Origin of the sequence: Methylobacterium sp. NEAU K, assembly GCF_030700285.1 — a bacterium.
In the GTDB taxonomy this organism is placed as follows: Bacteria; Pseudomonadota; Alphaproteobacteria; order Rhizobiales; family Beijerinckiaceae; genus Methylobacterium.
On the sequence record NZ_JAUYZJ010000025.1, the window covers coordinates 32,423 to 56,169 of the forward strand.

A 23,747-nucleotide genomic window follows, 5' to 3' on the forward strand; every position below is an offset into this window, starting at 1 on the left:
GGCGCGCGAATCATGGCATGGCAGGCTCGGGCCGCGCCTCCGCCTGCCGGTGGGGGTGCGGTCCCGTGCGGCTCGGGCTGAGGGGCGATGGGCATCGAGGAGAAGATCGCCGGGATCCACGACGCGGATCTGCGGGCCGAGATCGAGGCGGCGCGCGGCGGCTTCCTGTTCGCGCAGATCGTCGAGCACGTGCTGCACCGCCAGCGCGAGCGCGACGCCCAGGCCGCAATCCTGGGGGAGCAGGAGCTCCGCCGGGCCCAGCTGTCGCGCGACCAGCGCCGCCGGGACGCGGTGCGCCTGGTGATCGAGAGCGAGCCGGCGCTGCCCTCGAGCCTGCAGCACATCCACTCTGTTCTGGCTTTGTGCGGGCTGCCCTATCGGGATCCCGGGCCGGTACGGGAGTTCTCCCGCACCTACGGGCGCAATTCGCTGAGCCTGCTGGCCGGGCGGATCAAGGATCCGGAGACCGGTGCCTTCGAGCCCCAGGGGCTGCCCTACGGGCCCAAGGCCAGGCTGGTGCTGCTGCACCTCTGCACCGAGGCCGTGCGCCAGCGCAGCCCGACCGTGAAGGTCGCCGAGACGCTGTCGGGCTTCATGCGCGAGATGGGTTTTGCCGTGACCGGCGGCGAGCGCGGCACCATCCGGCAGTTCAAGGAGCAGCTGAACCGGCTGGCCGCCTGCACCATGCAGATCGGCCTGTGGGATGGGCGCGACAGCGCCACCACCCTCAACGTCCCGCCGTTCCGGAGCCTGGAGCTGTGGCGTCCGCGGGCCGGCGAGGGCGACGACCAGGCGGGGCGGACGGTGCGCTTCGATCCCGAATTCTACGCGACGCTGATCCAGCACGCTCTGCCGGTGGATGTGCGGGCGGCCCGGGCTTTCTCCGGCTCGGCGCGCAAGCTCGACCTGCTGTTCTGGACCGGCTACCGGCTGCGCGCCCTGCAGCGTCCGCTTCGGCTGACCTGGAACAACCTGCACGCGCAGTTCGGGGCCGAGAACGCCTCGATCCGCAGCTTCCGGCAGGCCTTCAAGGCGGATCTGGCGCATCTGCGGGAGGTGTTTCCGCGCCTGCCGATCGTGCTCGACGACGGTGGCCTCACCCTGCATCCGGCCGATCCGAGCGCGCTCCTGGTGCCGCCGAGGCCGGGATCCGCGAAGGGAACGAGGAGCCGACGTCAAGGAACATGAGCCCGGCGTCTTGAAGGGAATACGGTCCCGTCGATCCATTCCTTTTCGAATCTTTGGAATGAGCCGAACGGCCCATGGGAATAAGTGGGCGGTATTCCCGACGTTCCCGAAACGCGCTAAATGTTCCTTCCGGTCGGAGGGAACGCCGCATGGGCCTGTCGGACGATGAGATCGAGGCCCGACTCGCCGCGCTGAGGCGGCAGCGCGAGGCGCTCGACCGGGAGATCGCCGATCTCGTGCTCTATCTGGAACTCGGCCGCCGCCTGCGCGGGGCGGGGGCGAGGCCGGTTCCGCCCGACCCGGACGAGCACGCCCCGGATCGCAGCGCCGGCCCGGCGGCCGGGCCGACCGCGAGACCCACCGCAAGGTCGGCTTCGGGACCCCGAGAGGTCCCGGCTCCCGGCCCGGCCGCCGCCCCGCGGCCCGGGCCGGAGGGGGGGGCGTCCGAGGAGGCCGCGCCGGACGGGATCCCGCCGGCGATCGCCTTCACGGAGGATGCGGCGGGCGCCCGCCGCTACGGCCGGGCGCTGGTGGAAGCGGCCTGTGCGGCGATCGCGCAGGCCGGCCGGCCGCTGCACGCCGGCGAGATCCTGGAGACTCTGCTGGCCCGCGGCTTCACCCTGCCGGGCCGCGATCCGGTGGCGGCCCTCAACACCCGCCTGTGGAAGCGGGCCGGCCCGGGAGGGCCCCTGCGCCGCGTCGCCGAGGCCACCTACGCCCTGGCCGGGGCGCCGGACGCGGAGGCCGATCGCCCGTAGAGTCGGTTCCGCGCACCGCCGGCTCGACGAGAGCGCCGCCTGGGAACCGCCCGGGGCGGGAGCCCGTCGCGCCGGTCGTGGCCCGATTGGGGCGACGCACGAACCGGGCTGTTCGGAGCCGATCGTCTGGAAATCGTGAGTCCTGCGCGAGTCGCTGGGACCGGCCGGGATCGCATCTGCGGGGACGCGTCGCGATGGCGGCGCTCGCCGCGCCGGCCGCCCAGCTCCGCGCCTTCACGCGCGGCGATCCACGCCGGCCGCACGCATGCCGTGGGCATCCGCCCGGTCCGGTCGAACCCGGGCAGCGCTCGGGTTCGACCGGACCGCTGTCAGTTGATCAGGCAGAAGCCCGCCCCGGTGCCGACACGGCGCTCCTGCGCGCACCGGGGCCTGGGTGCCTCCGCGGGACTCTTCAGGGCGGAGGTGGTCTGGGCGGCCTCGGGCTCCGGGTGCCGGAGCGCGAGGCTGTCGAGGACGCTCCGGGAGCCGGGCTCCGGAGTCGCTGCCTCCGCCCCGGGACTCGCCGCCACCGGCTGCGCGAGGGCGGGCGGGTTCAGGCCAGCCTGTCCGGGCCGATCCTGCGCTGCGGCGGGCCCGGCCAGGGCCAGGCAGGCGGCGGCCGCGAGGAACCTGAGCATCGACGAAGCTCCCTGCCGAAGACGTGCGGCCCGCGGATCCCGCGCGGCGGGTCGGACCGAACGGACGAGTGTGGCGGCAGCATCTTAAGAGGGCGCGAAGATTCAATCTTAACCGGATCCGAAGATCGGAGACCGGTGGCCCAAGGCTTCGATTCTGCCGGCAGCTGGCCGGTCTCTCACTGCGTGGGGGCGGCCACCGCGGCAGCGAGGCGGTCATGGGGGATGCCCGAGCCGCCGACCACGGCGACGCGGGTGCCGGCGGCCATGCGCCGGTTCGCCCAGTCACCGATCAACTCCAGGCATGTGTGGTCGATGACCGCGAGGTTTTCGGTGGCGAGGCGCACCTCGCCGCCCACGGGGGTGCGCTCCAGCGCCGCCGTGAGGCTCGGCAGCTGCAGGAAGGTCGCCGCCCCCGACAGCCGCAGCTCCGGCACGCCGGGCACTTCCGGGGCCGCCGCGTGCTCGATCCTGAGCCGCCCCTTGCGCAGGCTCGGGAGGGTCTGGGCGAGGCTCAGGGCGAGGCCCGTGAGCACGCCGGTGAGCAGGTCCACCGCCACCACGGTCGCCATCGTGGCGAGCCAGATCGCCGCGGTGAGCCAGCCGTAGCGCGCCTGCAGGTGCAGGGCGTGGACGGGGTTCGCCAGCCGCCAGCCGGTGACCACCAGGATGCCCGCGAGGCTCGCGGTCGGCACCAGCTCCAGCAGCCAGGGCAGGGCGAGACCAGGAAGGCCAGGATCCAGGTCCCGTGCAGCACCGTGGCGGCGCGGCTGGCCGCCCCGGCCTGGACGTTGGCCGAGGAGCGCACGATCACCCCGGTCATCGGCAGGGCGCCGAGCAGGCCGCAGATCAGGTTGCCGACGCCCTGCGCCCCGAGTTCCCGGTCGAAGCGGGTGCGCGGGCCGTCATGCATGCGGTCGACGGCGGCGGCCGAGAGCAGGCTCTCGGCGCTGGCGATCACCGCGATGACGAGGGCCATCATCAGGATCTCGGCCTCGGCGAGCCGCGCCCAGGCCTCCGCGCCCGGCAGGGCGAGGCCCGAGACGATCGCCTCCGGCACCGCGACGCGCTTCACCGCGAAGTCCCCGAGCCCCGCCACCAGGCTGCCCGCCAGCACGCCGACGAGCGCCCCGGGCAGCATCCGGAGCCGGGGCGGGCGCAGCCGCTCCCAGGCGATCATCGCCGCGATGGTCGCGGTCCCGACCACTACGGCGCCGGTGCGGTCGCCCGTGCCGGTGACGAAGTCGAAGAAGGCGGCCGGGATCGCCACGAGGTTGTCGAGGCCGCTCGCCCGGGGCAGGGCGTCGGTGAGGACGTGGATCTGGGCGAGGACGATCAGGATTCCGATGCCGGCCAGCATGCCGTGCACCACCGCAGGCGAGATCGCCCGGAACCAGCCGCCGACCCGCAGGGCTCCCGCGGCGAGCTGGACGAGGCCCGCCGCCACCAGGACGGGGCCGAGGGCGTCGAGCCCGTGCGCCTGCACGAACCCGTACACGATCACGGCGAGCCCGGCCGCCGGCCCGCTGACCTGGAGCGGCGAGCCCGCGATGAGCCCGACCACGATGCCGCCGACGATGCCGGTGATCAGGCCGCGCTCGGGCGGCACCCCCGACGCGATGGCGATGCCCATGCAGAGGGGCAGCGCCACCAGGAACACCACGAACGAGGCGGGCAGATCCCGGGCGAGGCTCGTCCGGATCGCGCCGCCGGGCCGGAGGCCGGCACCGGACCCGAGGCCGGCGCGGAGGCTGCGGGGGATCCGCATCGCGCTCACGCCGCCCGCGCGCGGGCGGCGGGCAGGGGGAGCGAACCGGGGACCGGCGCGTATTCCGGGGCGGCGACCTGCGGGACCGGGGCCACCGGCATGTCCGCCTCCGCGATCGGCCTGAAGCGTCCGCTCGCGCCGTCATGGGCCAGCAGCGCGCCCGACTCGATCTCGAAGAACCAGCCGTGCAGGCGTAAGGAGCCCTTGGCGAGGCCGGCCGCGACGCTCGGGTGGGTGCGCAGGTTGGAAAGCTGCACCACCACGTTCTCCAGGGCGAGCGCCCGGTGGCGCGCCTGCGGGTCCATGCCCTCGGGATAGGCCTCGCAGACGATGCGCTCGGCGGCCTCGGCGTGGCGCAGCCAGGCCGCGACGCTGGGCATCCGCGCCACGAGGCCCGGGTTCATCAGGCCCTTCATGGCGCCGCAATCGGAATGGCCGCAGACCACGATGTCGCGCACCCCCAGCGCCATCACGGCGTATTCGATCGCCGAGGAGACGCCGCCGATCACATCGGAGGCCGGGGGCACGATGTTGCCGGCGTTGCGGCAGACGAACAGGTCGCCGGGCCCCGCCTGAGTGATGTGCTCGGGCGAGACGCGGGAATCCGCGCAGGCGATGATCAGCGCGCTCGGGTGCTGACCGTCCCGCACGAGCTGCTGGTACATCTGGCGCTGGCCCGGGAAGACGTTGCCCTGGAAGCTGGCGATGCCCTGGATGATGTTGTTCACGGATGTGGCCTCTGAGGCTGGGAGGAGGGGGGCGGACGCGCGAAGCCCGGGCGCCGCGCCTCGGGACCGTCAGTCCGGACGGGGAGGGCAGGGCGGTCGGGCGGCGGCCTCGTCAGCGCCGGGGCCGGCTTTCCGTCGTGCCGGAGGCCCAACGGGGATCGATCACGCGGCGGCGCGCGACCGCAGTCTCGTCCTGGACCGTCGGCCCGGGCCCCGAGGCGGGCGGCGCGAGGGCGCCGCTCAGGAGCGCGAGGATGAGCTGGGTCCTGGTGTGGGTCATCGAGCCCCCTCGTGCATTCGTCGTCCCGACGCCGAACACCGTGTCCTGCGCCGATGAGCCGAACATAACTCCCGTTACTCGAAGTTGATGTGCGTGTTGGCACAGTAAATCAAGATAAAATTTAATCCATTGCTTTGGTTTACTTGGTGTGAGATCGCACCTCGGCGTTCCGCTGCGCGATGATCTCGGGGATTAGAGTGCGTGCTGCTGCGCGCGGGCCCCCCTTCCGGAGAGGCCGCCGCGCGCGTCGGGGATTGGGGGCGGCCGAGCTCGGGCCAGCCAACCGCGTCGGGGTGGCGCGCGGCATCGTTCGGGCCGCCGCGCGACGGCAGGATCTGAGACGCCGCCGGCACGGGGTGAAGAGGCCGCCTGCGGGCCGGTTCAGACCCGCCGTGTCCCTGCGCGGCGCGTGATCGGGATCGGGGCGGCCTCGGGCCGGCAGGCCGCGGGCAGCTGTGCCGACGCCATGTAGACGAGGCCCCCCGGCTCGTACGCGAGGCTCGCGCTGTCGCGGCCGGCAAAGCCCCGCTCCAGCAGGCGGGTACCGAACCCCTTTCGCGACGGGGGCGCCACCAGCGGGCCGGCGCATTCGCGCCAGGTCATCCGCAGGGTCCGGGCGCCGGGCGCGGATTCCAGCGCCCAGGCGAGCGATGCGCGTCCGCCCGGTGCCGAGAGCGCGCCGTGCTTGACCGCGTTGGTGCAGAGCTCGTGCAGGATCATCGTGAGCGCGAGGGCGACCTCGGGGGGCAGCCGCAGGTCGGGCCCGTCCAGGGTGACGCGTGCCGCCTCCTCACCCAGGAAGGGGTGCACCGCCTGGTCGGCGATCCCGCGCATGTCGGCGCCCACCCAGCTCTCGCGGGTGAGGACGTCGTGGGCGCGGGACAGCGTGAGCAGCCGTGCCTCGAAGGCGTCGCGCCCGGCTGCCGCGCCGTCGCCGAGGTTCTTCAGGCTCTGGGCCGCCATCGACTGTACGGTGGCCAGGGTGTTCTTGACCCGGTGGTTCAGCTCGTCGACCAGGAGGAGGTGGGCCTCCGCGCGCCGGGCGAGTTCGTCCGCCGCCCCGGTGAGGGCCTCGGCGATCATCGCGCCTTCGCGTACGATCGCCCGGGGAAGGGGCGGCAGCGGCCCATCGCGCCCCAGCGCCCCCGCGGCCGCCGCCAGGTCCCGCAGCGGGCGGGCGATCAGGCCGGCGAGCAGCCATCCGAGCAGCGCCGCCGCGAGCGCGACCGCGCTGCCCGCTTCCAGGATAGTCCAGCGCAGGGCTGCCACCGGGGCCAGGGCCCGGTCGGCCTTCTGGCGCACCACCACCCGCCAGCCGAGGCCGGGATAGTCACGGTAGCCGGTCGTGCGCGCGCTGGCGCTGAGATACGCGGCGGTGCCGTCGGGCCAGGGTCCGACCCGGCTCGTGCCCTGCGGGTCGAGGGCGCGGCCGCCCGGCAGCACGGCCTCGGGGAGGAGGGTACCCTGCAGGGCTGGCGGCCCGAGCAGCACGGTGCCGTCGCGCGACAGGATCAGGATCTCGGCCCCCTCGCGGTAGCTCCGGAGCGCCCCCTCAAGGTCGCGCGCCAGGTCGCGTGCCCAGATCCAGTCGAGATGGGCGGCGAGCACGCCGAGGAAGCGCCCGTCCGGCGCATGGACCGGGGCGGCGACGTCGAGGAGGCGCAGGGGCTCGCGCGCGACCGGGGCGAGCATCTTCAGCAGGAGCTTGGCCGGGTGCACGTCCCCCACGAAGGGGCCGTCGCGTGCCTTGCGGAAATAGTCGCGGCCGGAGACATCGGCCCCCTCCAGCGCGCCGGTGCTGGTGACGGAGACGCGCCCGTCCGGATCGATCAGCCCGATGATCGAGTAGGCCGGGTAGGTCGCCTGGAGGCGCTCCATCACGGCGCGCTTGGTGGCCGCCCCGGTTCCGGGGGTTCGCAGGCTGTCCGAGGCGGCCGCGACCTGGATGTCGCGCCAGCGCTCGAACATGCCCAGGTCCAGGCCCCGCGCCATTTGCCCGGCGATCTCGGCGAGCTGGCCGCCGACCTCGGCCTCGAGCCGGCGCGTCGCCTCACGGCTCACCAGGACGGCCAGTGCCAGGGCGGCCAGGAAGCCGAGCATGCCGAAGCCCAGCGCTAGCACGAGGCGCAGCCGCGGCACGGCCGGCCTGCGACGGGGGGCGAGATCGGTCAGGCCTCCGTGATCGGATCGCGATTCCGACGCCGCTGCGGGCTCCGATCGGGCGACCGCTTGCATCCGCTCCCCCCGGGGACCCGGCCGGCCCGCCCCCGGTCGAGGGAGATCGCGTCCGCCACAGCGTGTCTCAGCACGCGCGGGATGCCTCAGCAAGGCAGGATCGAACTCCGGCGACCCATTATTGCTATCGGTAGTTGCAAAGATGCACCCGGCAGCCCCGGTGCCGCCAGCCCCCGAGCTGCGGGTGAGCCGACCGCCGGAGGCGAGGGCCACGGCGGGGTCGCACGCATCACGGTGCGGGAATCCGGGAGGGACGCCCGGGTGCGTCAGAATCCGGGCGAGGCCCCCGGGATCGTGCCGCCGTAGCCCCAGCCGGTGAAGGGCGGGGCCGCGACCCGCTCCCGCGTGGCCGGGGGAACCGAGAGCGCGAGCGGCCGGCGCACCGGCCCGGCTCGCCAGATCAGGAGCCGGTCGCCCGCTGCCATGCGGGCCAGGGTCCGGTCCATGTCCGACTGTGCCGTCCGGTGGTGATGCCGCCCGGGATGCGGGCGGGCCTCGGCCGGCGCGCCCGCCAACAGCAGCGCCGCCGGGAGCAGGGCCGGGAGGATCGAGACGGGACCGGTGCGCATGGTGCGGCTCGACACTTCGTGTGCGACGGGAAAGCGCCCGCACCGGCAGCTACGCCGCCGCGCGGCCCCGGGTTCCGCGACCGGGGCACGATGCGCGTTCCGCTCTCCCGCCCGGATTGCGGCGCGCCGGGACCGGACGAAGAAACCTTTGCGCCGCTCGCGGCTTGGATGGGCGGCGGGCCGCGGGGCCGGATCGGGAATCGTCTCAAGCACATGGCCAGCCTCAGCGTCGCGATCGCGTTCGGCGTCCGCCTGCTTCTCGTGCTGCTGTTCCTGCCGTTCAGCGCGCTCGACAAGATCCTGAACTTCGAGGGCGCCGTCGGCCAGGCGCGGCAGGCCGTGCACGCCACCGCGGCGGCCACTTTGCTGATCCTGATCGGGCTCGGCGTCGAGATCGGGATGTCGCTCTGCATCCTGACCGGCACGGCCGACCGGGCCGCCGCCTTCGTGCTCGCCGGCTATTGCGGCGTCACGGCGCTGCTGTGGAAGCGGTTCTGGGCGCCCGGCGACTTCTGGGCCGGCGGCAAGGGCCGTGAACTGTTCTGGGACTTCTTGAAGAATTTTGCGCTCGCGGGCGGCTTCCTGCTCATCACCTTCGGCACGGGGGCCGGGACGGTCCAGAGCTTCTTCGCCGACCCGCTCGCCTCGTCCCACCCCTACACGGTCGCGGACCACGCCCGGCCGTAGCCGGGCGCCGGATCCTCACCCCTTCGGCACGGTGGCTTCCATCGAGGGCCGGCGCTCGAACACCGCGTACCACGCCGCGGTGGCGGGGCGCCCCTCACGCCACGTCAGATCGGCGAAACGCAGGTCGAGGTAGCCGAGCGCGCAGGCCATCGCCACCGTGCCGATATCCAGCACCGGCAAGTCGGCCACCAGCGCCTCGAACCGGTCCAGCGCCGCGTTGATCTTGCCGACCTGGCCGGCCTCCCAGGCGTCCCAGCGCTGGGCTTCCGGGCGCAGCACCCGCTCGTAGCGGGTGAGCAGCGCCGCATCGAGCAGGCCGTCGGCCAGCGCCTGCCGGGTCAGGGCGTCCCAGCGGGCGGGCCCCTCCGGGAACAGGCGGGGGCCGGCCGAGAGGCTGTCGAGATACTCGCAGATCACCCGGCTGTCGTAGAGCGCGGTGCCGTCCTCCAGCGCCAGGGCCGGGATCTTGCCCAGCGGGTTGTGGGCGGCGACCTCCGCGGACGGTCCGGTCGGGGAGGCCCCGGCGGCGGTGACGGCGATCCGGTCGATCAGCCCGGTTTCGTGGGCGAGCACCAGCACCTTGCGGGCGTAGGGGGAGGCGGGGGAGTAGAGGAGCTTCATCGGACCGTCCCGGTTCGTCGTGACGCCGGGACCTTGCACCGTTGCCCCGCGGAATCCAGCCCCGGGCACGGCCCGACGGACGATCAGACCTTCCGGGTCATGCCGGAGCCGGCATGCACCGCCCGCCCCCGGCTCCGACCCTTGGCCCGGACGCGCGCGCGCCACGCCAGGATGCCGGTGGCCGCCCGGTCCAGAAGGAACAGGGACAGGCTGACGACGATCGCCAGCACGCAGATGGCGCCGATGAGCACGCCCCAGATCCCGGGCGCCGGAATGATCATCAGGCACAGCAGGCCGAACACGGCCGCGCCGGGAATCCACTTCGCCATCGCGCTGCCAGCCTCGGGACAGAGTGAAATACTGCCCTGAGGTTCGTATGAAGTCCTTAATATAATCATTCACCAGAATTGATTTGCGATGTCTAATTTATCAGATCTGTTCCGGCTTAAAAGTCGGTTTCAAATCGGTAAATAGAGTATCGACAGCGACCGGCGATCGACCGGCGACGGCCGGGATCGCTCCCGGCCGGTGACAGCGCGGCCGCGCTGTCTGCACAAGCCGCAACGTGCCGGGAATCCGGGCTTCACCGGCGCGGCCGAATCGGCGTATCGAACGGAGAGCCCATCGCGACGATGCGGGAGAGACCGGGATCCTCCCACCAGAGGGGGCTCGGCGCCGACGGAGCAACCGCCCCGGAAACTCTCAGGCACCGGAACCGTGTCGTCAGGGCGATCTGGAGAGTGGTGCAGCGGGTCCTCCCGTGGGCACCCGCCGAAGGGGACGTCCGCGTGAAGCCTCGCCAGGGCCGATGTGGATCAAGCTCTCAGGCACCGGGACAGATGGGGCGCGCAACCGGCCGACCACACAGGACGGCCTCCTCGCGTCCCCATGTCCCGGAGTCCAAACCCATGACCCACATCGCCGTGATCGGCGCCGGCATCACCGGCGTGACGACCGCCTATGCGCTCGCCCAGCGCGGCTACCGCGTCACTGTCCTCGACCGGCAGCGCTACGCCGCCATGGAGACCTCCTTCGCCAATGGCGGCCAGCTCTCGGCCTGCAACGCCGAGGTCTGGAACAAGCTCTCCACGGTGATGCAGGGCCTGCGCTGGATGCTCCGCAGCGACGCGCCGCTGCTGATGAACCCCAGCCCCTCCTGGCACAAGCTCTCCTGGATGGCGGCGTTCGTGCGCGAGATCGCCCATTACCGCGCCAACACCTTGGAGACCGTGCGGCTGGCGCTCCGGGCCCGCAAGGCGCTGTTCGCGATGGCCGAGGCCGAGGGGATCGACTTCGACCTGAAGACCCGCGGCATCCTGCACTTCTACCGGGACCGGGCGAGCTTCGAGAAGGCGCAAGCCGTCAACGCGCTGCTGCAGGAGGGCGGCCTCGAGCGCTACGCCGTGACCCCGGAGGAGATCCGGACCATCGAGCCGACGCTCGCCGGGTCGTACCATGGCGGCTTCTTCACGCCCTCCGACGCCACCGGCGACATCCACGCCTTCACCCGGGGCCTCGCCGCCGCCTGCGCCCGCAAGGGTGTCGCCTTCATCCACGATGCGAGCGTGGAGCGGATCGCCCCGGGCGAGGGCGGCTACGCGATCGGCTGGCGCCGCGCCGACCACTTGACCGGCCACGCGGCTGACCGCGCCGCCGACCCGCAGCTGCTCCGGGCCGACGCGGTGGTGATCTGCGCGGGCTGCGCGAGCCGGCACTTCGCCGCGATGCTCGGGGACCGGGTCAACATCTACCCGGTGAAGGGCTACTCGATCACCGTGAACCTGCTGTCCCCGGAGGCCCGGAAGGCGGCCCCGGAGGTGAGCATCCTCGACGAGGCGGCCAAGATCGTCACGAGCCGCCTGGGCGATGAACGCCTTCGGGTCGCCGGCACCGCCGAGTTCAACGGCTTCAACCGCGATATCCGCCACGACCGGGTCCAGCCGCTGATCGACTGGACCCGGGAACAGTTCCCGCGGGTCGACACCGACCGGGTGGTGGCCTGGAGCGGCCTGCGTCCCATGCTGCCGAACATGCTGCCCAAGGTCGGGCGCGGCCGCCTGCCGGGGGTGTTCTACAACACCGGCCACGGCCATCTCGGCTGGACGCTCTCGGGTGCCACCGCCGAGATCGTCGCGCAGGCGGTCGTGGCCGAGCACGACCCGGAGACCTCCGTCCTGCCGCTCGCGGCCTGACGGAACCGGATCCCGATCCGGCGCCGGGCTCACGGCTCCGGACCGGGACGAAACGCGCAGTCCCTTCGGGGGGACGGACGGCGCGTTTCACCAGATTATTTTGTATTCTCTGCCAGAGCCGCCCCGGAAGCCCGAGCCGCGATGCGCATGTCCCCCGCCTATATCGACCCCGTCACGCGGAAGACCTACCCGATCGAGACGCCGCGCTGGCGCTCGGAGACAGGCGGTCCGCTGATGATCACCGACCTCCCGGGGATCGGCCGCGGTGAGATCGACACGGGGCGGCGCTCCCTCTGGCGCTACGCCGCCGCACTGCCGGTGGCGGTGGCCGATCCCGTTTCCCTCGGCGAGGGCTGCACCCCGCTGGTGCGCCGGCCCTGGCGCGGTGGGGAGGCCCATTTCAAGCTCGAGTGGTTCGCGCCCTCGGGCAGCTTCAAGGACCGCGGCGCCGCCGTGATGCTGTCGATCCTGCGCCAGCAGGGCATCGGCGCGGTGCTGGAGGATTCCTCCGGCAACGGCGGCGCCGCGGTGGCGACCTATGCCGCCGCCGCCGGGATGCGTGCCAGGATCCTGGTCCCGGCCTCCACGTCGCCTGCCAAGACCGTGCAGATGCGGGCCGCCGGGGCCGAGGTCGAGCTGGTGCCCGGCACCCGCCAGGACACCGCCGACGCCGCCGTGCGGCAGGCGGATTCGATCTTCTACGCCAGCCACAACTGGCAGGCGCATTTCCTCCAGGGCACCAAGACCCTGGCCTACGAGCTGTGGGAGGATCTGGGCTTCCGCGCGCCCGACGCCGTGATCATCCCCTGCGGCGCGGGCAGCAACGTGCTCGGCTGCGACATCGGCTTCTCGGAACTGCTGCGCCGGGGCGAGATCGCCCGCCTGCCCCGACTCTACGCGGTCCAGCCGGCCCATTGCGCGCCCCTGCACGCGGGCTTCGCGGCCGGCGCCGAGGATTTCGTGCCGGTCACGCCGCGCCCGACGCTGGCCGAGGGCGCCTCGATCGCCCAGCCGGTGCGCGGCCGGGCGGTACTGGCGGCGCTTCGCCGCTCGGGCGGCGGCACCGTGGCGGTCTCCGAGCCGGCGATCGAGGCGGCGCTGATGGACCTCGCCCGCTCCGGCCTCTACGTCGAGCCGACCTGCGCGATGGCCGCGGCGGCGCTCACCGACCTCACCGCGCGCGGCGCGATCCGGCCGGACGAGACCACCGTGGTGGTGCTCACCGGCACCGGCATCAAGGCGACGCCGCGCATCGCCGAGCTTCTGGGCCTCGCCCCGTGACGCAAGCCCGCTGACGCGCGATCAGGATCAGGAGGAAACCCCATGCGCAACAACATCCCCGCGAGCGTCGGCATGCCGGTCGAGGCGGTCGACACGCCCTGCCTGATGGTCGATCTCGACGCCTTCGAGCGCAACGTCGCGAAGCTCGGCCGCTTCATGAAGGAGAACGGCCTGCGCCACCGGGCGCACGCCAAGACGCACAAATCCTCCGACATCGCGACCCTGCAGATCGAGCTGGGCGGCGCCTGCGGCGTGTGCTGCCAGAAGGTCAGCGAGGCCGAGGCGCTGGTGAGCGCCGGCATCCGCGACGTGCTGGTCTCCAACCAGGTGGTCGCGCCCCGGAAGATCGAGCGGCTGGCCGCGCTCGCCACCCGGGCGCGGGTGCTGGTCTGCGTCGACGACCTCGGCAACGTCGACGACCTGTCGGCGGCGGCCGTGAAGTACGGCGTCACCCTCGAATGCCTCGTGGAGATCGATGTCGGCGCCGGCCGCTGCGGCGTCGCCCCGGGCGAGCCCGCGGTGGCGATCGCCAAACGCATCGCGGCGGCGCCCGGGCTGACATTCGCGGGGCTGCAGGCCTACCAGGGCAAGGCGCAGCACGTCCGCGATTACGGCGAGCGCAAAGCCCTGATCCAGGCGGCGATCGACGAGACCCGGCGCACCGTGGACCTGCTGAAGGCCGCGGGGCTCGCCTGCGACATCGTCGCGGGCGCCGGCACCGGCAGCTTCGCCCTGGAGGGCGGCAGCGGCGTCTACAACGAGCTGCAATGCGGCTCGTACGTCTTCATGGACGCCGACTACCAGCGCGTGAAGGACGCCGACGGCCGGCCGATCGCGGATTTCGAGAACAGCCTGTTCATCGTCACGGCGATCATGAGCAAGGCGAAGGCGGAGATCGCGATCTGCGACGCCGGCCTGAAGGCCCAGAGCATCGACAGCGGCCTCCCGGTGGTGTTCGGCCGCGACGACGTGGAATACATCAAGTGCTCGGACGAGCACGGGGTGATCAGCGATCCCGGCAACGTGCTCAGGCTCAACGACCGCCTGATGCTGATCCCGGGCCATTGCGACCCGACGGTCAACGTCTACGACTGGTACGTGGGCGTGCGGAACGGCCGGGTCGAGGCGGTCTGGCCGGTCACCGCCCGCGGCATGACCCTGTGATCGATCGGTACAGGCGCCGCTCCCGCCAGCCCCCCTCATCCTGAGGCCTCCGCTGCGCTCCGGCGCCTCAGCATGAGGGCGCGGGCGGCAGCGGCCCGAGTCAGAGGAAAGGTTTGCCGCTCATGCGCTTCATCTCGGAAGAGGACTCCGCCGCCCTGGTCGACCACGCCATGGCGTTCGAGGCGGCCCGGGAGGCGCTGATCGCCGCGGTCTCGCCCGGCACGACCCTGTTCCCGGCGGTGCTCGGGCACGGCACGGACCCGGCCAACCGCTTCTCGATCAAGTCGGGTTCGACGGCCGATTACGCGGGCCTGAAGGTCGGCTCGTTCTGGCCCGGCAACCCGGCCCGCGGGTTGCCGCGGCACAATTCGGTGATCCTGCTGTTCGACCAGGCGGTCGGCCGGATCGACACGGTGATCGAGGCGGGGCGGGTCAACGCCTACCGCACCGCCGCCGCCGACGCGGTGGCGGCGCGCGTGCTGGCCCGGCCGGATTCGGCGGTCCTGGCCCTGTTCGGGGCGGGCAACCAGGCGGAGTTCGAATGCGCGGCCCTCGCCCGGGTGCTGCCGATCCGGGAGGTGCTGGTGGTCGCCCGGGACCCGGCCAAGGTCGCGGGCTTTTCCGAGCGCCTGCGGGGGCAGGGGGCTTCCGGGATCGCCGTGCGGGCGGTCTCTCCCCGGGAGGCCTGCGAGGCCGCTGACGTGATCGTCACCGCCACCCCCGCGCGGGCGCCGCTGTTCGAGGCCGCGTGGGTCCGGCCCGGCACGCATATCGCCGCCATGGGGGCGGACGCCAAGGGCAAGCAGGAGCTGCCCCCCGACCTGCTGGAGCGGGCGGCCCTGTTCTGCGACCTGCCGGGGCAATCCCGCGCCATCGGCGAGTTCCAGCACGCCCCCGCGGACGCGGTCCTGCGGGCGATCGGCGCCGTGCTCGGGGGCGGGGAGGGGGGCCGGACCGCGCCGGACGCGATCACGGTGTTCGATTCCTCCGGCATCGCCCTGCAGGACCTGACCATCGCGCGGGCGATCCTCGCCAAAGCGGACGGGCGCGGGTAGGGGACGCCGACGCCGGCCCTCCCCGCCCCGGCGTAGGACAGCGCGGCATGCAGGACAGGCAAATCCGGGTCATCGGCATCGGCACGGGCGATCCCGAGCACCTGACCCTGCAGGCGGTGCGGGCGCTGGCCGACGTCGACGCGGTGTTCGTGCTCGACAAGCGCGCCGAGACCGCCGACCTCGTAGCGATCCGCAGGCGGGTCTGCGCGGCGCATATCCGAAAACCCCACCGGGTCGTCACCGTGGGGGACCCGCCCCGGGAGCGCCGCCCCGCCGATTACGGCGGCACCGTCGAGGCCTGGCACGCGGCCCGGGCCGAGCGCCTGGAGGCGGCCTTCGCGGCGGAACTCGGAGCCGGGGAGGTCGGGGCGATCCTGGTCTGGGGCGACCCCGCCCTCTACGACAGCACCCTGCGCATCCTCGACCGCATCACTGCGGGCGGGCGCCTCGCCCTGAGCCGGACGGTGATCCCCGGCCTGTCCAGCGTGCAGGTCCTGGCCGCCCGCCACGGCGTGCCGCTGAACGCGATCGGCGGGACGGTGCTGATCACCACCGGGCGGCGCCTCGCCGCGGGCTGGCCCGCAGATGCCGACAGCGTCGTGGTGATGCTCGACGGCGACCCGGGCTTCGCCCATCTCGACCCGGACCTGACGATCTACTGGGGCGCCTATCTCGGCAGCCCGGACGAGATCCTGGTCGCCGGCCGTCTCGGCGCGGTCGGCGAGGAGATCCTCCGGGTCCGGGCCGAGGCCCGCGCCCGCCACGGCTGGATCATGGACATCTATCTGCTGCGGCGTGACCGAGCCGCTACGGACAGAGCAGGCGGACCCGGCTAGACCGCCGCGATGCTGCGTTTGCGGGATTACCAGCGCGCCAGCCTCGACGCGCTCTCGGCCGCCTGGGGGCGGGGAGGGGCGGATGACGCGGCGCCCGGCCACCTGGTCGTGCTGCCCACGGGGGCCGGCAAGGCCCTGGTCATCGCGGCCCTGGCCCGCGAGACCCTCGAACAGGACCCCCGCGCCCGGGTGGCGATCGTCACCCACAGCCGCGAGCTCGTCGCCCAGAATTGTTCGGAATTGACCCGCTACTGGCCGGAGGCGCCGGCCGGCATCTTCTCCGCCGGGCTCGGGCGGCGGGAGGCCGGGGCGCAGGTGCTGGTCTGCGGCATCCAGTCGGTGGCGGACCGGCTCGACACGATCGGCCCGCGCGACCTCGTGATCGTCGACGAGGCGCACCTGATCCCGCGTGCCGCCGACACCCGCTACGGCCGCTTCCTGGCGGGCCTGCGGGCGCTCACGCCCGGCCTACGGGTGGCGGGCTTCACCGCGACCCCCTACCGGCTCGATTCGGGCCGCCTCGACGCAGGCGCCGGCCGCCTGTTCGCCGGGATCGCCTACGAGGCCGATACCGGCGACCTGATCCGGCGCGGCTTCCTGGCGCCGCTCGTGTCCAAGGCGACGCTGACCCAGCTCGACGTCTCCGGGGTCGGCCGGCGTGGGGGCGACTACATCCCGGGCGAGCTGGAGGCGGCGGTCAACCGCGACTGGATCACCCGCGCCGCCGTGGCGGAGCTGGCCGAGTACGGGCGCGGGCGCCGGGCGTGGCTCGCCTTCTGCGCCGGCCTCGCCCATGCCGATTCCGTGCGCGACGCGGTGCGCGCCGAGGGCTTTTCCTGCGAGACGGTCTCGGGTGAGACCGGGCGCCGGGAGCGCGATCGGATCGTGGCCGCGTTCCGGGCCGGACAGATCCGCTGCCTGACCTCGGTCGGCGTGCTCGGCACCGGCTTCAACGCCCCCGAGGTCGACCTCGTGGCCCTGCTGCGCCCGACCCGCAGCACCGGCCTCTACGTGCAGCAGGTCGGCCGGGCGCTCCGGCGCGCACCGGGCAAGGACGACGCGCTGATCCTCGACTATGCCGGCCTGGTGCGGATGCACGGCCCGGTCGATGCCGTCACCGCCCGGAGCGCCGCCCAACTGCTCGGCGGGGCAGGGGGCCTGCGGGCCAAGCCCTGCCCCAGCTGCGGCGCCCTGATCGCGCTGAACGCCTCAACCTGCGAGGCCTGCTGGACCGAGCCGGAACACGAGGCCGATGCCGCCGCCCTGCACGAGGCCGCGGCCGATGACGAGCTGCCGATCCTCTCGGCCGACCTCGGCAGGGCCGGCTCCGAGCCGGCCGGCCCTCCCCCCGAGGCGGATGCGCCCTGGCATCCGGTGACGGCCCTGAGCCTGGAGGCCGCCCCGGACGGCCTCGACCTCGTGCTCGGCTGGCGGGACGGCGCCGCTTCGGCCGATTGGCGGGTGCGCCTGCGGCCCGAGCGCAGCGGCTACGAGCGGGAGAAGGCGGTGCTGTGGTGGCGCGGTCTCGGCGGCGGCCGCGACGCGCCGATGAAAGCCGCCGGCTTCCTGGAGCGGGCCGAATCCCTGGCGCGGCCGGCGGCGGTCCGGATCCGGCCGGGCCGTCTGTCGGAGCAGATCGAGTGCCGCGCGCAGGATGGCCGGATCCTCGGGGACATGCGCCGGCTGGGCGCGCGCGCGGCGTGACGCCGCGGGGAGGGGACATGGACCGCCCTCGCCCGGTTCACCCGACACCGGCCGACGGCCGGGCCATAAATCCGACCGGACACCAGGCTCGGCGACCGGCCGCGCGGCCGGGTGCTTTGGAGGCCGGGTGTTTGGCATGCCCCCTCGCCCGGCCGATTCAGGTCTTTGGTTCCATAATATATCTTATGCGAACGCTCGGTGTCGGTCGGGCGCGGGTCGGGAGGGCCCTGGTCAGGATGGACGATGGGCATGCCTGGATGCGCGTCGTCGTGGCGAGGCCGGACGACCAGGCTCCAGGGGCCCGCTCGGACCCGCATGCCCGGGCCCGCCGGTCGCCAGATCCTGTCGCGATGCCGTGTCGGCGGTCTCGGCTGCGGTTACGAGAACCGTGACCGCAGCCGGGCGAGGAGGCCCAGGCCGTCGGGCCGGGCAGGCGGCGTGGGCAGCCTGGGCGGGGCCCCCTGCTCCGGGATCGGCCCCTCATGGAAGCGCGCGCCGTACGACCAGAAGCTGTCCCGCTTCGTCCCGATCATGCCGAGCCCCACGGGTTCGCGGTCCACGCCCGCGCGCATCCTCCCGGCCGCCCAGACGCGCTGCCAGCAGGCGCGTTTCGACAGGTCGGCGTCGCGCCAGCCCAGGCGCGCATAGCCGGCGGCCGCGAAGACCCGCTCGCCGCCGAACGCCTCCGGGATCCACACCCAGCTCGAGAACACGTAGACCTTGTCGGTGCCGAGGGTGGCCGGGTCGACCGCCCGTGTGTAGGCGCTGAGCGCCACCTCCGGGTGCCGGCCGGCATGCCGGCGCAGGCCCCCCCGCAGGCGCAGGGCCTCGGCAAAGGCGCCCTCGCCCAGATTGGTCGGCGCCTCGCCGTGTTTCAGCGCGTAGGCGCTGTCGACCAGGCGGAGCCAGGGCTCCAGGTCGACGTCCCACGCCTGCTCGGTGGGCGCGAAGCGGCGCACCCTCCCCTCGATCAGCCGGTCGGCGACGGGCTGGGCGGGCTCGGGCCTCCAGTCCGGCCCGGCCTCGGTCACGCGCAGCAGCGTCGACGGGCCGTGTGCCCAGACCGCCTCGGCCAGCTGCGCGAAGGCGGAGGCCGGCTCCTCGCGGCCGGCCTTGCGCACCAGGATCTTCGATCCGTCGGCGAGATCATCCAGCATCTTGCGCTTGAGATGAGCGAGCCGGCCGTATTCGCGCTCCAGCAGCAGTGCCGGGTCGATCGACCCGGCCGGGTGACCCGTATTCGACCAGATGTTGTAGTGCAGGCTGTGGCAGTAATAGGTGCCGCCGTCGCTCACGGCGATGCGCAGGTCGCCCGGAACGCCGAAATCCGCGAAGCCGCAGCGCAGGCCGCGGATCAGGTCCTCGATCGGCGTGTAGGCGAATCGGAGCAGGCCGGACGGCTCGACACCGCCGTAGCGCTGCACGAACCCGAACTCGCAATTGTCGCCCAGGCTCCGAAAGCCGTGGAGCCGCTTCGAGAGCGCCGCGGCACCCGCGTTCCTGATCTCGCTCACTGTGTCCGTCTGTCTCGCCGAGCCCTTCGGGCGCAGATCGCGACTTCCGCGGGCGTTTGTCCAGCCCCGCTCATGCCCGGACTTCATCGCCGGCGAGCGGCAGGATCCGCGGTCCCGGATCCCGCACCCGCGTGCCGGCCTGCCGCGGGGGAGGGGCGAACCGCGTCATCCGATGAGGGACCGGAGCGGCCTGCCCCCTGCCCTCGCCGATCTCCGCGCCGAGGCCCGGTCGCGTCAGGCGGCCCGTCGCCGCGCCTCCGCGTCGGGCGCGCGCTCCGGCCCCCCGCCCCGGAACCGGGCGAAGCGCAGGGCCAGGTCCGGCAGGATCGCGAGGTTGAGCAGCGTCGAGGTGACGAGGCCGCCCAGGATGACGAGGGCCATCGGGCCCTCGATCTCCCGGCCGGGCTCCCCCGCCCCGAGGGCCAGCGGCAGCAGGCCGAGGCCGGTCACCAGGGAGGTCATCAGGATCGGCACCATCCGGTCGGCGGCGCCCTCGACCGCGGTGGCCCGGATCCAGGGGCGCCCCTCGGTCACGAGCTGCTCGTAATGGGCGATCATCATCACGCTGTTGCGCAGGCTGATGCCCGACAGGGTGACGAAGCCGACGATCGAGCCGAGGGAGAGCACGCCCCCGGTCATCACGATGGCGGCCACCCCGCCGACGAAGGCGAAGGGCAGGTTCACCAGCACCAGGAGCAGGTTGGCCCCCGAGCCCGTCACCACGGCGAGCAGCAGCACGATGCCGAAGCCCGCCAGGCCGGCATGGGCCAGCAGATCGGTGCGCGCCCGCGCCTGCGCCTCCGCGGCCCCCGCGAAGGCGACGTAGACGCCCTCCGGCAGGCGCACCGAGCGGGCGATCTTGGTCCGCGCCGCCGCCACGAAGCCCGCCACGTCCCGCCCCTCGACGCCCGCGGTCACCGCCTGGACGCGCTGCGCACCCTGGTGCTGTACCTGGTAGCGCCCGGCGCTCTCGTAGATGTCGGCGACCTGGGACAGGCGGACGTAGCGCCCGCCCGGCGTGCGCAGGGGCAGGTCGCCGACGGCGCTGAGGCGGCCGCGCGCCCGCCCGTCGAGGATCACCAGCACGTTGAACACCGCGTTGCCGACATAGGTCTGGCCGACCGTGTCGCCCTGGTAGGCGGTGCGCACGGCCTCCAGCACCTCGATCGCGTCGAGGCCCCAGTGGCGCAGGTCCGCGGGGCGGAGCGCCGCCGTCACCTGCGGCAGGCCGGCCGGGGAGGCGAGCTGCACGTCGCGGGCGCCCCGGACCTCGGCGAGTTCCCGTGCCACCGCGCGGGCGGTGGCCTCGATCCGGTCGAGGTCGTTGCCGACCACGTTGACGACCACCGGCGCGGTGTAGCCCGAGACCGTCTCCTCGATCCGCTCGGTCAAAAAGGTCTTCAGGGAGAAGGCCGCGCCCGGGAACCCGGCGATCAGCCCGCGGATCCCGGCCTCCACGGCCCGCTGGGCCGCGCCGTCGAGGCCGGGCTCGAGGTCGATATGGATCTCGCTGTAATGGGTGCCCGCCGTGTCCTGCCCCGCCTCGGCCCGGCCGATCTGCGAGGCCACCGCCCGCACCCCCGGGATGCGCTTGAGGTCGCCCGTGATCAGGCTGCCCAGGCGCTGCGATTCCTGCAGGGCGGTGCCCGGCGCCGCCGCCATGTGCAGGATCAGGTGGCCCTCCTTCAGGTCGGGCAGGAAGCTCGCGCCGAGCCGCGGCAGGAGGGCGACCCCGGCCAGCACCGCCAGGGCGCTCGCGGCGATCGCGGTCCGCGGCGCCCGCCCGATGCCGGAGAGCAGCGCCCGGTAGAGCGCCCGGCTCCGGCGCACCACCGGCGGATCGCCCGCCCCGGCCCGGTCGCGTCCCGCGCCGCCGAGCAGGAGCAGCGCGAGCGCGGGCGTCACGGTGAGCGCGACCAGCAGCGAGGCCAGCACGGCGGCGATGTAGGCCAGCGCCAGCGGTCCGAACAGGCGGCCCGCCACGCCGGTGAGCGCCAGCACCGGCAGGAACATCAGCAGCACCGCCAGGGTCGCGTAGGCGACCGCGCTGCGCACCTCCAGGATGGCGTCGAACACCACCCGGGCCGCCCCGCCGCCCCTGCCCCCGGCCCGCGCCTCGCGCAGGCGCCGCGCCACGTTCTCGACGCCGATCACCGCGTCGTCCACCACCTCGCCGATGGCCAGCGCGAGCCCGCCCAGCGTCATGGTGTTGAGGCTCTCGCCCCAGGCCTGCAGGGCGAGGGCGGCGGCGATCAGCGAGAGCGGGATCGCGGCGGCGCTGATCAGCGCGGTGCGCCAGTCGGCCAGGAACACCAGCAGCACGACGACCACCAGCGCGCCGCCGAGCGCCAGCGCCTGGATGACGTTGCCGTTGGCGACGTCGACAAAGTTCGCCGGGCGGAACAGGTCGGCGTGCAGGCTCACGCCCGCCCGCGCCAGTGCCGGCCGCAGCTCCTCCAGCGCCGCCTCCAGGCGGCCCGTGACCGCGCGGGTGTCGACGCCGACCTGCGCGCCGACCATCAGGAGCACGCCGGGCCTGCCGTCGACGAGCGCCGCGCCGATCGGCGGCTCGGGGGCCGACGTGACGGTGGCCACGTCGGCCAGCACCACGCTCGCCCCGCCCTCGTTGATCAGCACCGTGCGCCCCAGCGCCTCCGGGGTGAGCGACTGCCCCTCGGTGCGCAGGCCCACCCGCTGGTTGGGCGTATCCACGAAGCCGGCGCCGCGCACGCCGGTGGCCTTGCGGGCCGCCGCCAGCACGTCGTTGAGCCCGACCTGGTAGCGGATCAGGTCGTCGGGTCGGACCTGCACCTGGAGCGAGCGCACGTCGCCGCCGTAGACCGAGACCTGCGCGATGCCCGGCACCGCCTGGAGGCGCAGCCGGACCGTCCAGTCGGCCAGCGTGCGCAGCGCCATGGCGTCGCGGCTCTCGGAGGTTAGGCCGACGAGCAGCACCGTCGAGGTGGAGGAGGTGAGCGCGGTCATGGCGGGCGCCATCACCCCCTGCGGCAGCCGGCCCGCCAGCGCCGCGAGCCGCTCGTTGACGCGCTGGCGCACCCGGTCGACGTCGCTCCCGGCCTGGAATGCCGCGGTGATCACCGACAGGCCCTGGATCGAGGAGGAGCGGAGCGTCTCCAGCCCGGGCAGGCCGCCTACCGCCACCTCGATCGCCTGGGTGACCAGGACCTCGACCTGCTCCGGATCGAGGCCCGGCGCCTCGGTCTGGATCGTCACGGTCGGCGGCGCGAATTCGGGGAACACGTCGTAGCGGGCGCTCCGGAGGGCGTAGAGCCCGAAGACCAGGAGCGCGCAGGCCAGGGCCAGCACCACCCGGGGCAGCCGCACCGAGAACCCGACCAGCGCGGCCTGGGGGCCGCCGCGGGGAGCGGGGGGCCGCTCAGTCATCGTCGTCGCCGGCGACCCGGATCTGGCCCTTCATCTCCTCGGAGAGCAGCGCCTGGCCGCCCTTGAGCACGATCTCGCTGCCGCCGGGCAGGTCCTCGACCACGAAGGCATCGGCCGACATCGGCGCGTCGGCCCGGACCGGGTGGCGGACGTAGCCGCCGGCCTCGACGCCCCGGTAGACCCAGGTCCCCCCCTCCCCGTGAACCACCGCGTCCTCCGGCACCAGCACCCCCGTGGCCGAGCGCGCGGCCGGCAGGAACGCCATCGTGCTCATGCCGGGCAGGAGGCCGCTCTCGCCGGAGACGAGGTAGAAGAAGCTCTGGCCCTGGATCCGCGGGTCGGTGCGGGTGGCGGGCGAGACGAGGCGCAGGGCCACCCGGCTGCTCTGCGGCGGCACCTCGGCGAAGGCGGCCTGCGGCGGCGGGTTCAGGGCCTCCCCCGGCGGCAGCGTCACCTGCATCAGGAAGTCGGCGCGCTCGATCAGCCGCGTGACCAGCGGCGCCCGCTCGACGATGCCCCGGCCGATCACCGGCCCCCATTCCTGCTGGGCGGTGGCGGCCAGGGTGCGCACCTGCGACTCGGCGGCGGTCACCGCGGCCTGGTCGGTGAGGGCCGTGCCCTCGGCGGTCTCGATCTGGGCGGCCGCGACCGTCGCGGTGCCGAGGCTCCGGGCCCGCCGCGCGGCGCTGCCCGAGACCTCGGCGCGGGCCCGGGCGGTCTGGAGCGCGGCGACCGCGCCGGCATAGGCGTTGGTCAGCTCCGTCACCCGGGCGAGGTCGAGGACGCTGCCGTAGGCGGTCAGCTCCTGCCGGTGCGGCAGGGCCGCCAGGATTGCGGTCGCGAGGCCGATCCGGCCGCGCTCCTCCGGGGTGAGGCGCACGACCGTGCGTCCGTCCTCCACCGCGACGCGGGTCGCCGGCTGCGCCTTCTGATCCGGCGCGCCGGCGACCCGCGTGACCGGGACGAGCCCGTTCAGGGCGGTGAGGATCGGCGCGGTCTGGTCGCGCAGGCGCGCGCCCGCCCCCGTCAGGGCGGCCAGCGCGAGGGCGCCCGCCAGGACCAGCCCCGCGAGCAGCACGGGCCGCCGCCGTCGCACCACGCTTTCCTCCGCAACCGCTGCCCTCGGG

General features: G+C 73.7%; 19 protein-coding genes, 1 pseudogene and 2 riboswitches. Of the genes and pseudogenes, 9 read left to right on the forward strand and 11 right to left on the reverse strand.

The genetic code is table 11. From position 1 onward, the window contains the following. The first annotated feature begins 87 nt into the window (after positions 1-87). Both Q8W67_RS18975 and Q8W67_RS18980 read left to right on the forward strand, forming a co-directional pair. Positions 88-1,188, forward strand: coding sequence for a replication protein RepA (locus tag Q8W67_RS18975; RefSeq protein ID WP_305548548.1), 1,101 nt, complete (start codon positions 88-90; stop codon positions 1,186-1,188). A 149-nt stretch (positions 1,189-1,337) separates the two neighbouring features. Then, positions 1,338-1,946: a hypothetical protein gene (locus Q8W67_RS18980; protein ID WP_305548550.1), complete on the forward strand. Its 609-nt coding sequence runs from the start codon at positions 1,338-1,340 to the stop codon at positions 1,944-1,946. Between the two features lie 329 nt (positions 1,947-2,275). On the opposite strand, the gene Q8W67_RS18985 is transcribed toward Q8W67_RS18980, so the two are convergent. The 6 genes and pseudogenes from Q8W67_RS18985 to Q8W67_RS19015 form a co-directional block, all read right to left on the reverse strand. Next, positions 2,276-2,584: a hypothetical protein gene (locus Q8W67_RS18985; protein WP_305548553.1), complete on the reverse strand. Its 309-nt coding sequence runs from the start codon at positions 2,582-2,584 to the stop codon at positions 2,276-2,278. A gap of 176 nt (positions 2,585-2,760) precedes the next feature. Beyond that, positions 2,761-4,349: pseudogene (locus Q8W67_RS18995) on the reverse strand (SulP family inorganic anion transporter). A 5-nt stretch (positions 4,350-4,354) separates the two neighbouring features. After that, positions 4,355-5,077, reverse strand: a complete 723-nt coding sequence (locus Q8W67_RS19000) for a carbonic anhydrase (protein WP_305548559.1) — start codon at positions 5,075-5,077, stop codon at positions 4,355-4,357. Between the two features lie 112 nt (positions 5,078-5,189). Further along, entirely contained in the window at positions 5,190-5,357 is a 168-nt protein-coding gene (locus Q8W67_RS19005; RefSeq protein ID WP_305548561.1) for a hypothetical protein, read from the reverse strand. 381 nt (positions 5,358-5,738) lie between these two features. After that, positions 5,739-7,496 (reverse strand): sensor histidine kinase, encoded by a 1,758-nt coding sequence (locus tag Q8W67_RS19010; protein WP_305548563.1) that lies wholly within the window; start codon positions 7,494-7,496, stop codon positions 5,739-5,741. Between the two features lie 362 nt (positions 7,497-7,858). Then, positions 7,859-8,161: a hypothetical protein gene (locus Q8W67_RS19015; protein ID WP_305548565.1), complete on the reverse strand. Its 303-nt coding sequence runs from the start codon at positions 8,159-8,161 to the stop codon at positions 7,859-7,861. A 213-nt stretch (positions 8,162-8,374) separates the two neighbouring features. Between Q8W67_RS19015 and Q8W67_RS19020 the strand changes: the two genes are divergently transcribed. Further along, positions 8,375-8,848, forward strand: a complete 474-nt coding sequence (locus Q8W67_RS19020; RefSeq protein WP_305548568.1) for a DoxX family membrane protein — start codon at positions 8,375-8,377, stop codon at positions 8,846-8,848. 15 nt (positions 8,849-8,863) lie between these two features. Here Q8W67_RS19020 and Q8W67_RS19025 read toward each other — a convergent pair whose 3' ends face one another. Continuing rightward, entirely contained in the window at positions 8,864-9,469 is a 606-nt protein-coding gene (locus Q8W67_RS19025) for a glutathione S-transferase (protein ID WP_305548570.1), read from the reverse strand. Between the two features lie 83 nt (positions 9,470-9,552). Continuing rightward, positions 9,553-9,798, reverse strand: coding sequence for a hypothetical protein (locus tag Q8W67_RS19030; RefSeq protein WP_305548572.1), 246 nt, complete (start codon positions 9,796-9,798; stop codon positions 9,553-9,555). Between the two features lie 296 nt (positions 9,799-10,094). Next, positions 10,095-10,197, forward strand: a riboswitch (glycine riboswitch). Positions 10,198-10,200: 3 nt separating this feature from the next. Then, positions 10,201-10,310: riboswitch (glycine riboswitch) on the forward strand. 67 nt (positions 10,311-10,377) lie between these two features. On the opposite strand from Q8W67_RS19030, the gene Q8W67_RS19035 reads away from it, so the two are divergent. From Q8W67_RS19035 to Q8W67_RS19060, 6 genes are all read left to right on the forward strand, one after another. Next, complete coding sequence (locus Q8W67_RS19035; protein ID WP_305548574.1) at positions 10,378-11,661, forward strand: D-amino acid dehydrogenase; 1,284 nt, start codon at positions 10,378-10,380, stop codon at positions 11,659-11,661. A 141-nt stretch (positions 11,662-11,802) separates the two neighbouring features. Next, positions 11,803-12,942, forward strand: a complete 1,140-nt coding sequence (locus Q8W67_RS19040; protein WP_305548576.1) for a pyridoxal-phosphate dependent enzyme — start codon at positions 11,803-11,805, stop codon at positions 12,940-12,942. Between the two features lie 42 nt (positions 12,943-12,984). Then, positions 12,985-14,106: a DSD1 family PLP-dependent enzyme gene (locus tag Q8W67_RS19045; RefSeq protein ID WP_305548578.1), complete on the forward strand. Its 1,122-nt coding sequence runs from the start codon at positions 12,985-12,987 to the stop codon at positions 14,104-14,106. Between the two features lie 122 nt (positions 14,107-14,228). Beyond that, complete coding sequence (locus Q8W67_RS19050) at positions 14,229-15,161, forward strand: ornithine cyclodeaminase family protein (RefSeq protein ID WP_305548580.1); 933 nt, start codon at positions 14,229-14,231, stop codon at positions 15,159-15,161. A gap of 47 nt (positions 15,162-15,208) precedes the next feature. Continuing rightward, positions 15,209-15,997, forward strand: a complete 789-nt coding sequence (gene cobF / locus Q8W67_RS19055) for a precorrin-6A synthase (deacetylating) (RefSeq protein ID WP_305548582.1) — start codon at positions 15,209-15,211, stop codon at positions 15,995-15,997. A gap of 9 nt (positions 15,998-16,006) precedes the next feature. Then, positions 16,007-17,701 (forward strand): DEAD/DEAH box helicase, encoded by a 1,695-nt coding sequence (locus Q8W67_RS19060; RefSeq protein ID WP_305548584.1) that lies wholly within the window; start codon positions 16,007-16,009, stop codon positions 17,699-17,701. Positions 17,702-18,078: 377 nt separating this feature from the next. On the opposite strand, the gene Q8W67_RS19065 is transcribed toward Q8W67_RS19060, so the two are convergent. From Q8W67_RS19065 to Q8W67_RS19075, 3 genes are all read right to left on the reverse strand, one after another. Then, positions 18,079-19,215, reverse strand: a complete 1,137-nt coding sequence (locus Q8W67_RS19065) for a hypothetical protein (RefSeq protein ID WP_305548586.1) — start codon at positions 19,213-19,215, stop codon at positions 18,079-18,081. Positions 19,216-19,449: 234 nt separating this feature from the next. Continuing rightward, on the reverse strand, positions 19,450-22,620 hold the full coding sequence (locus Q8W67_RS19070; RefSeq protein WP_305548588.1) for an efflux RND transporter permease subunit: 3,171 nt from the start codon (positions 22,618-22,620) through the stop codon (positions 19,450-19,452). Then, a complete protein-coding gene (locus tag Q8W67_RS19075) occupies positions 22,613-23,719 on the reverse strand; it encodes an efflux RND transporter periplasmic adaptor subunit (RefSeq protein ID WP_370693906.1) in 1,107 nt (368 codons plus the stop codon). The genes Q8W67_RS19070 and Q8W67_RS19075 overlap by 8 nt, the downstream gene beginning before the upstream one ends. Between the last annotated feature and the right edge of the window lie 28 nt (positions 23,720-23,747).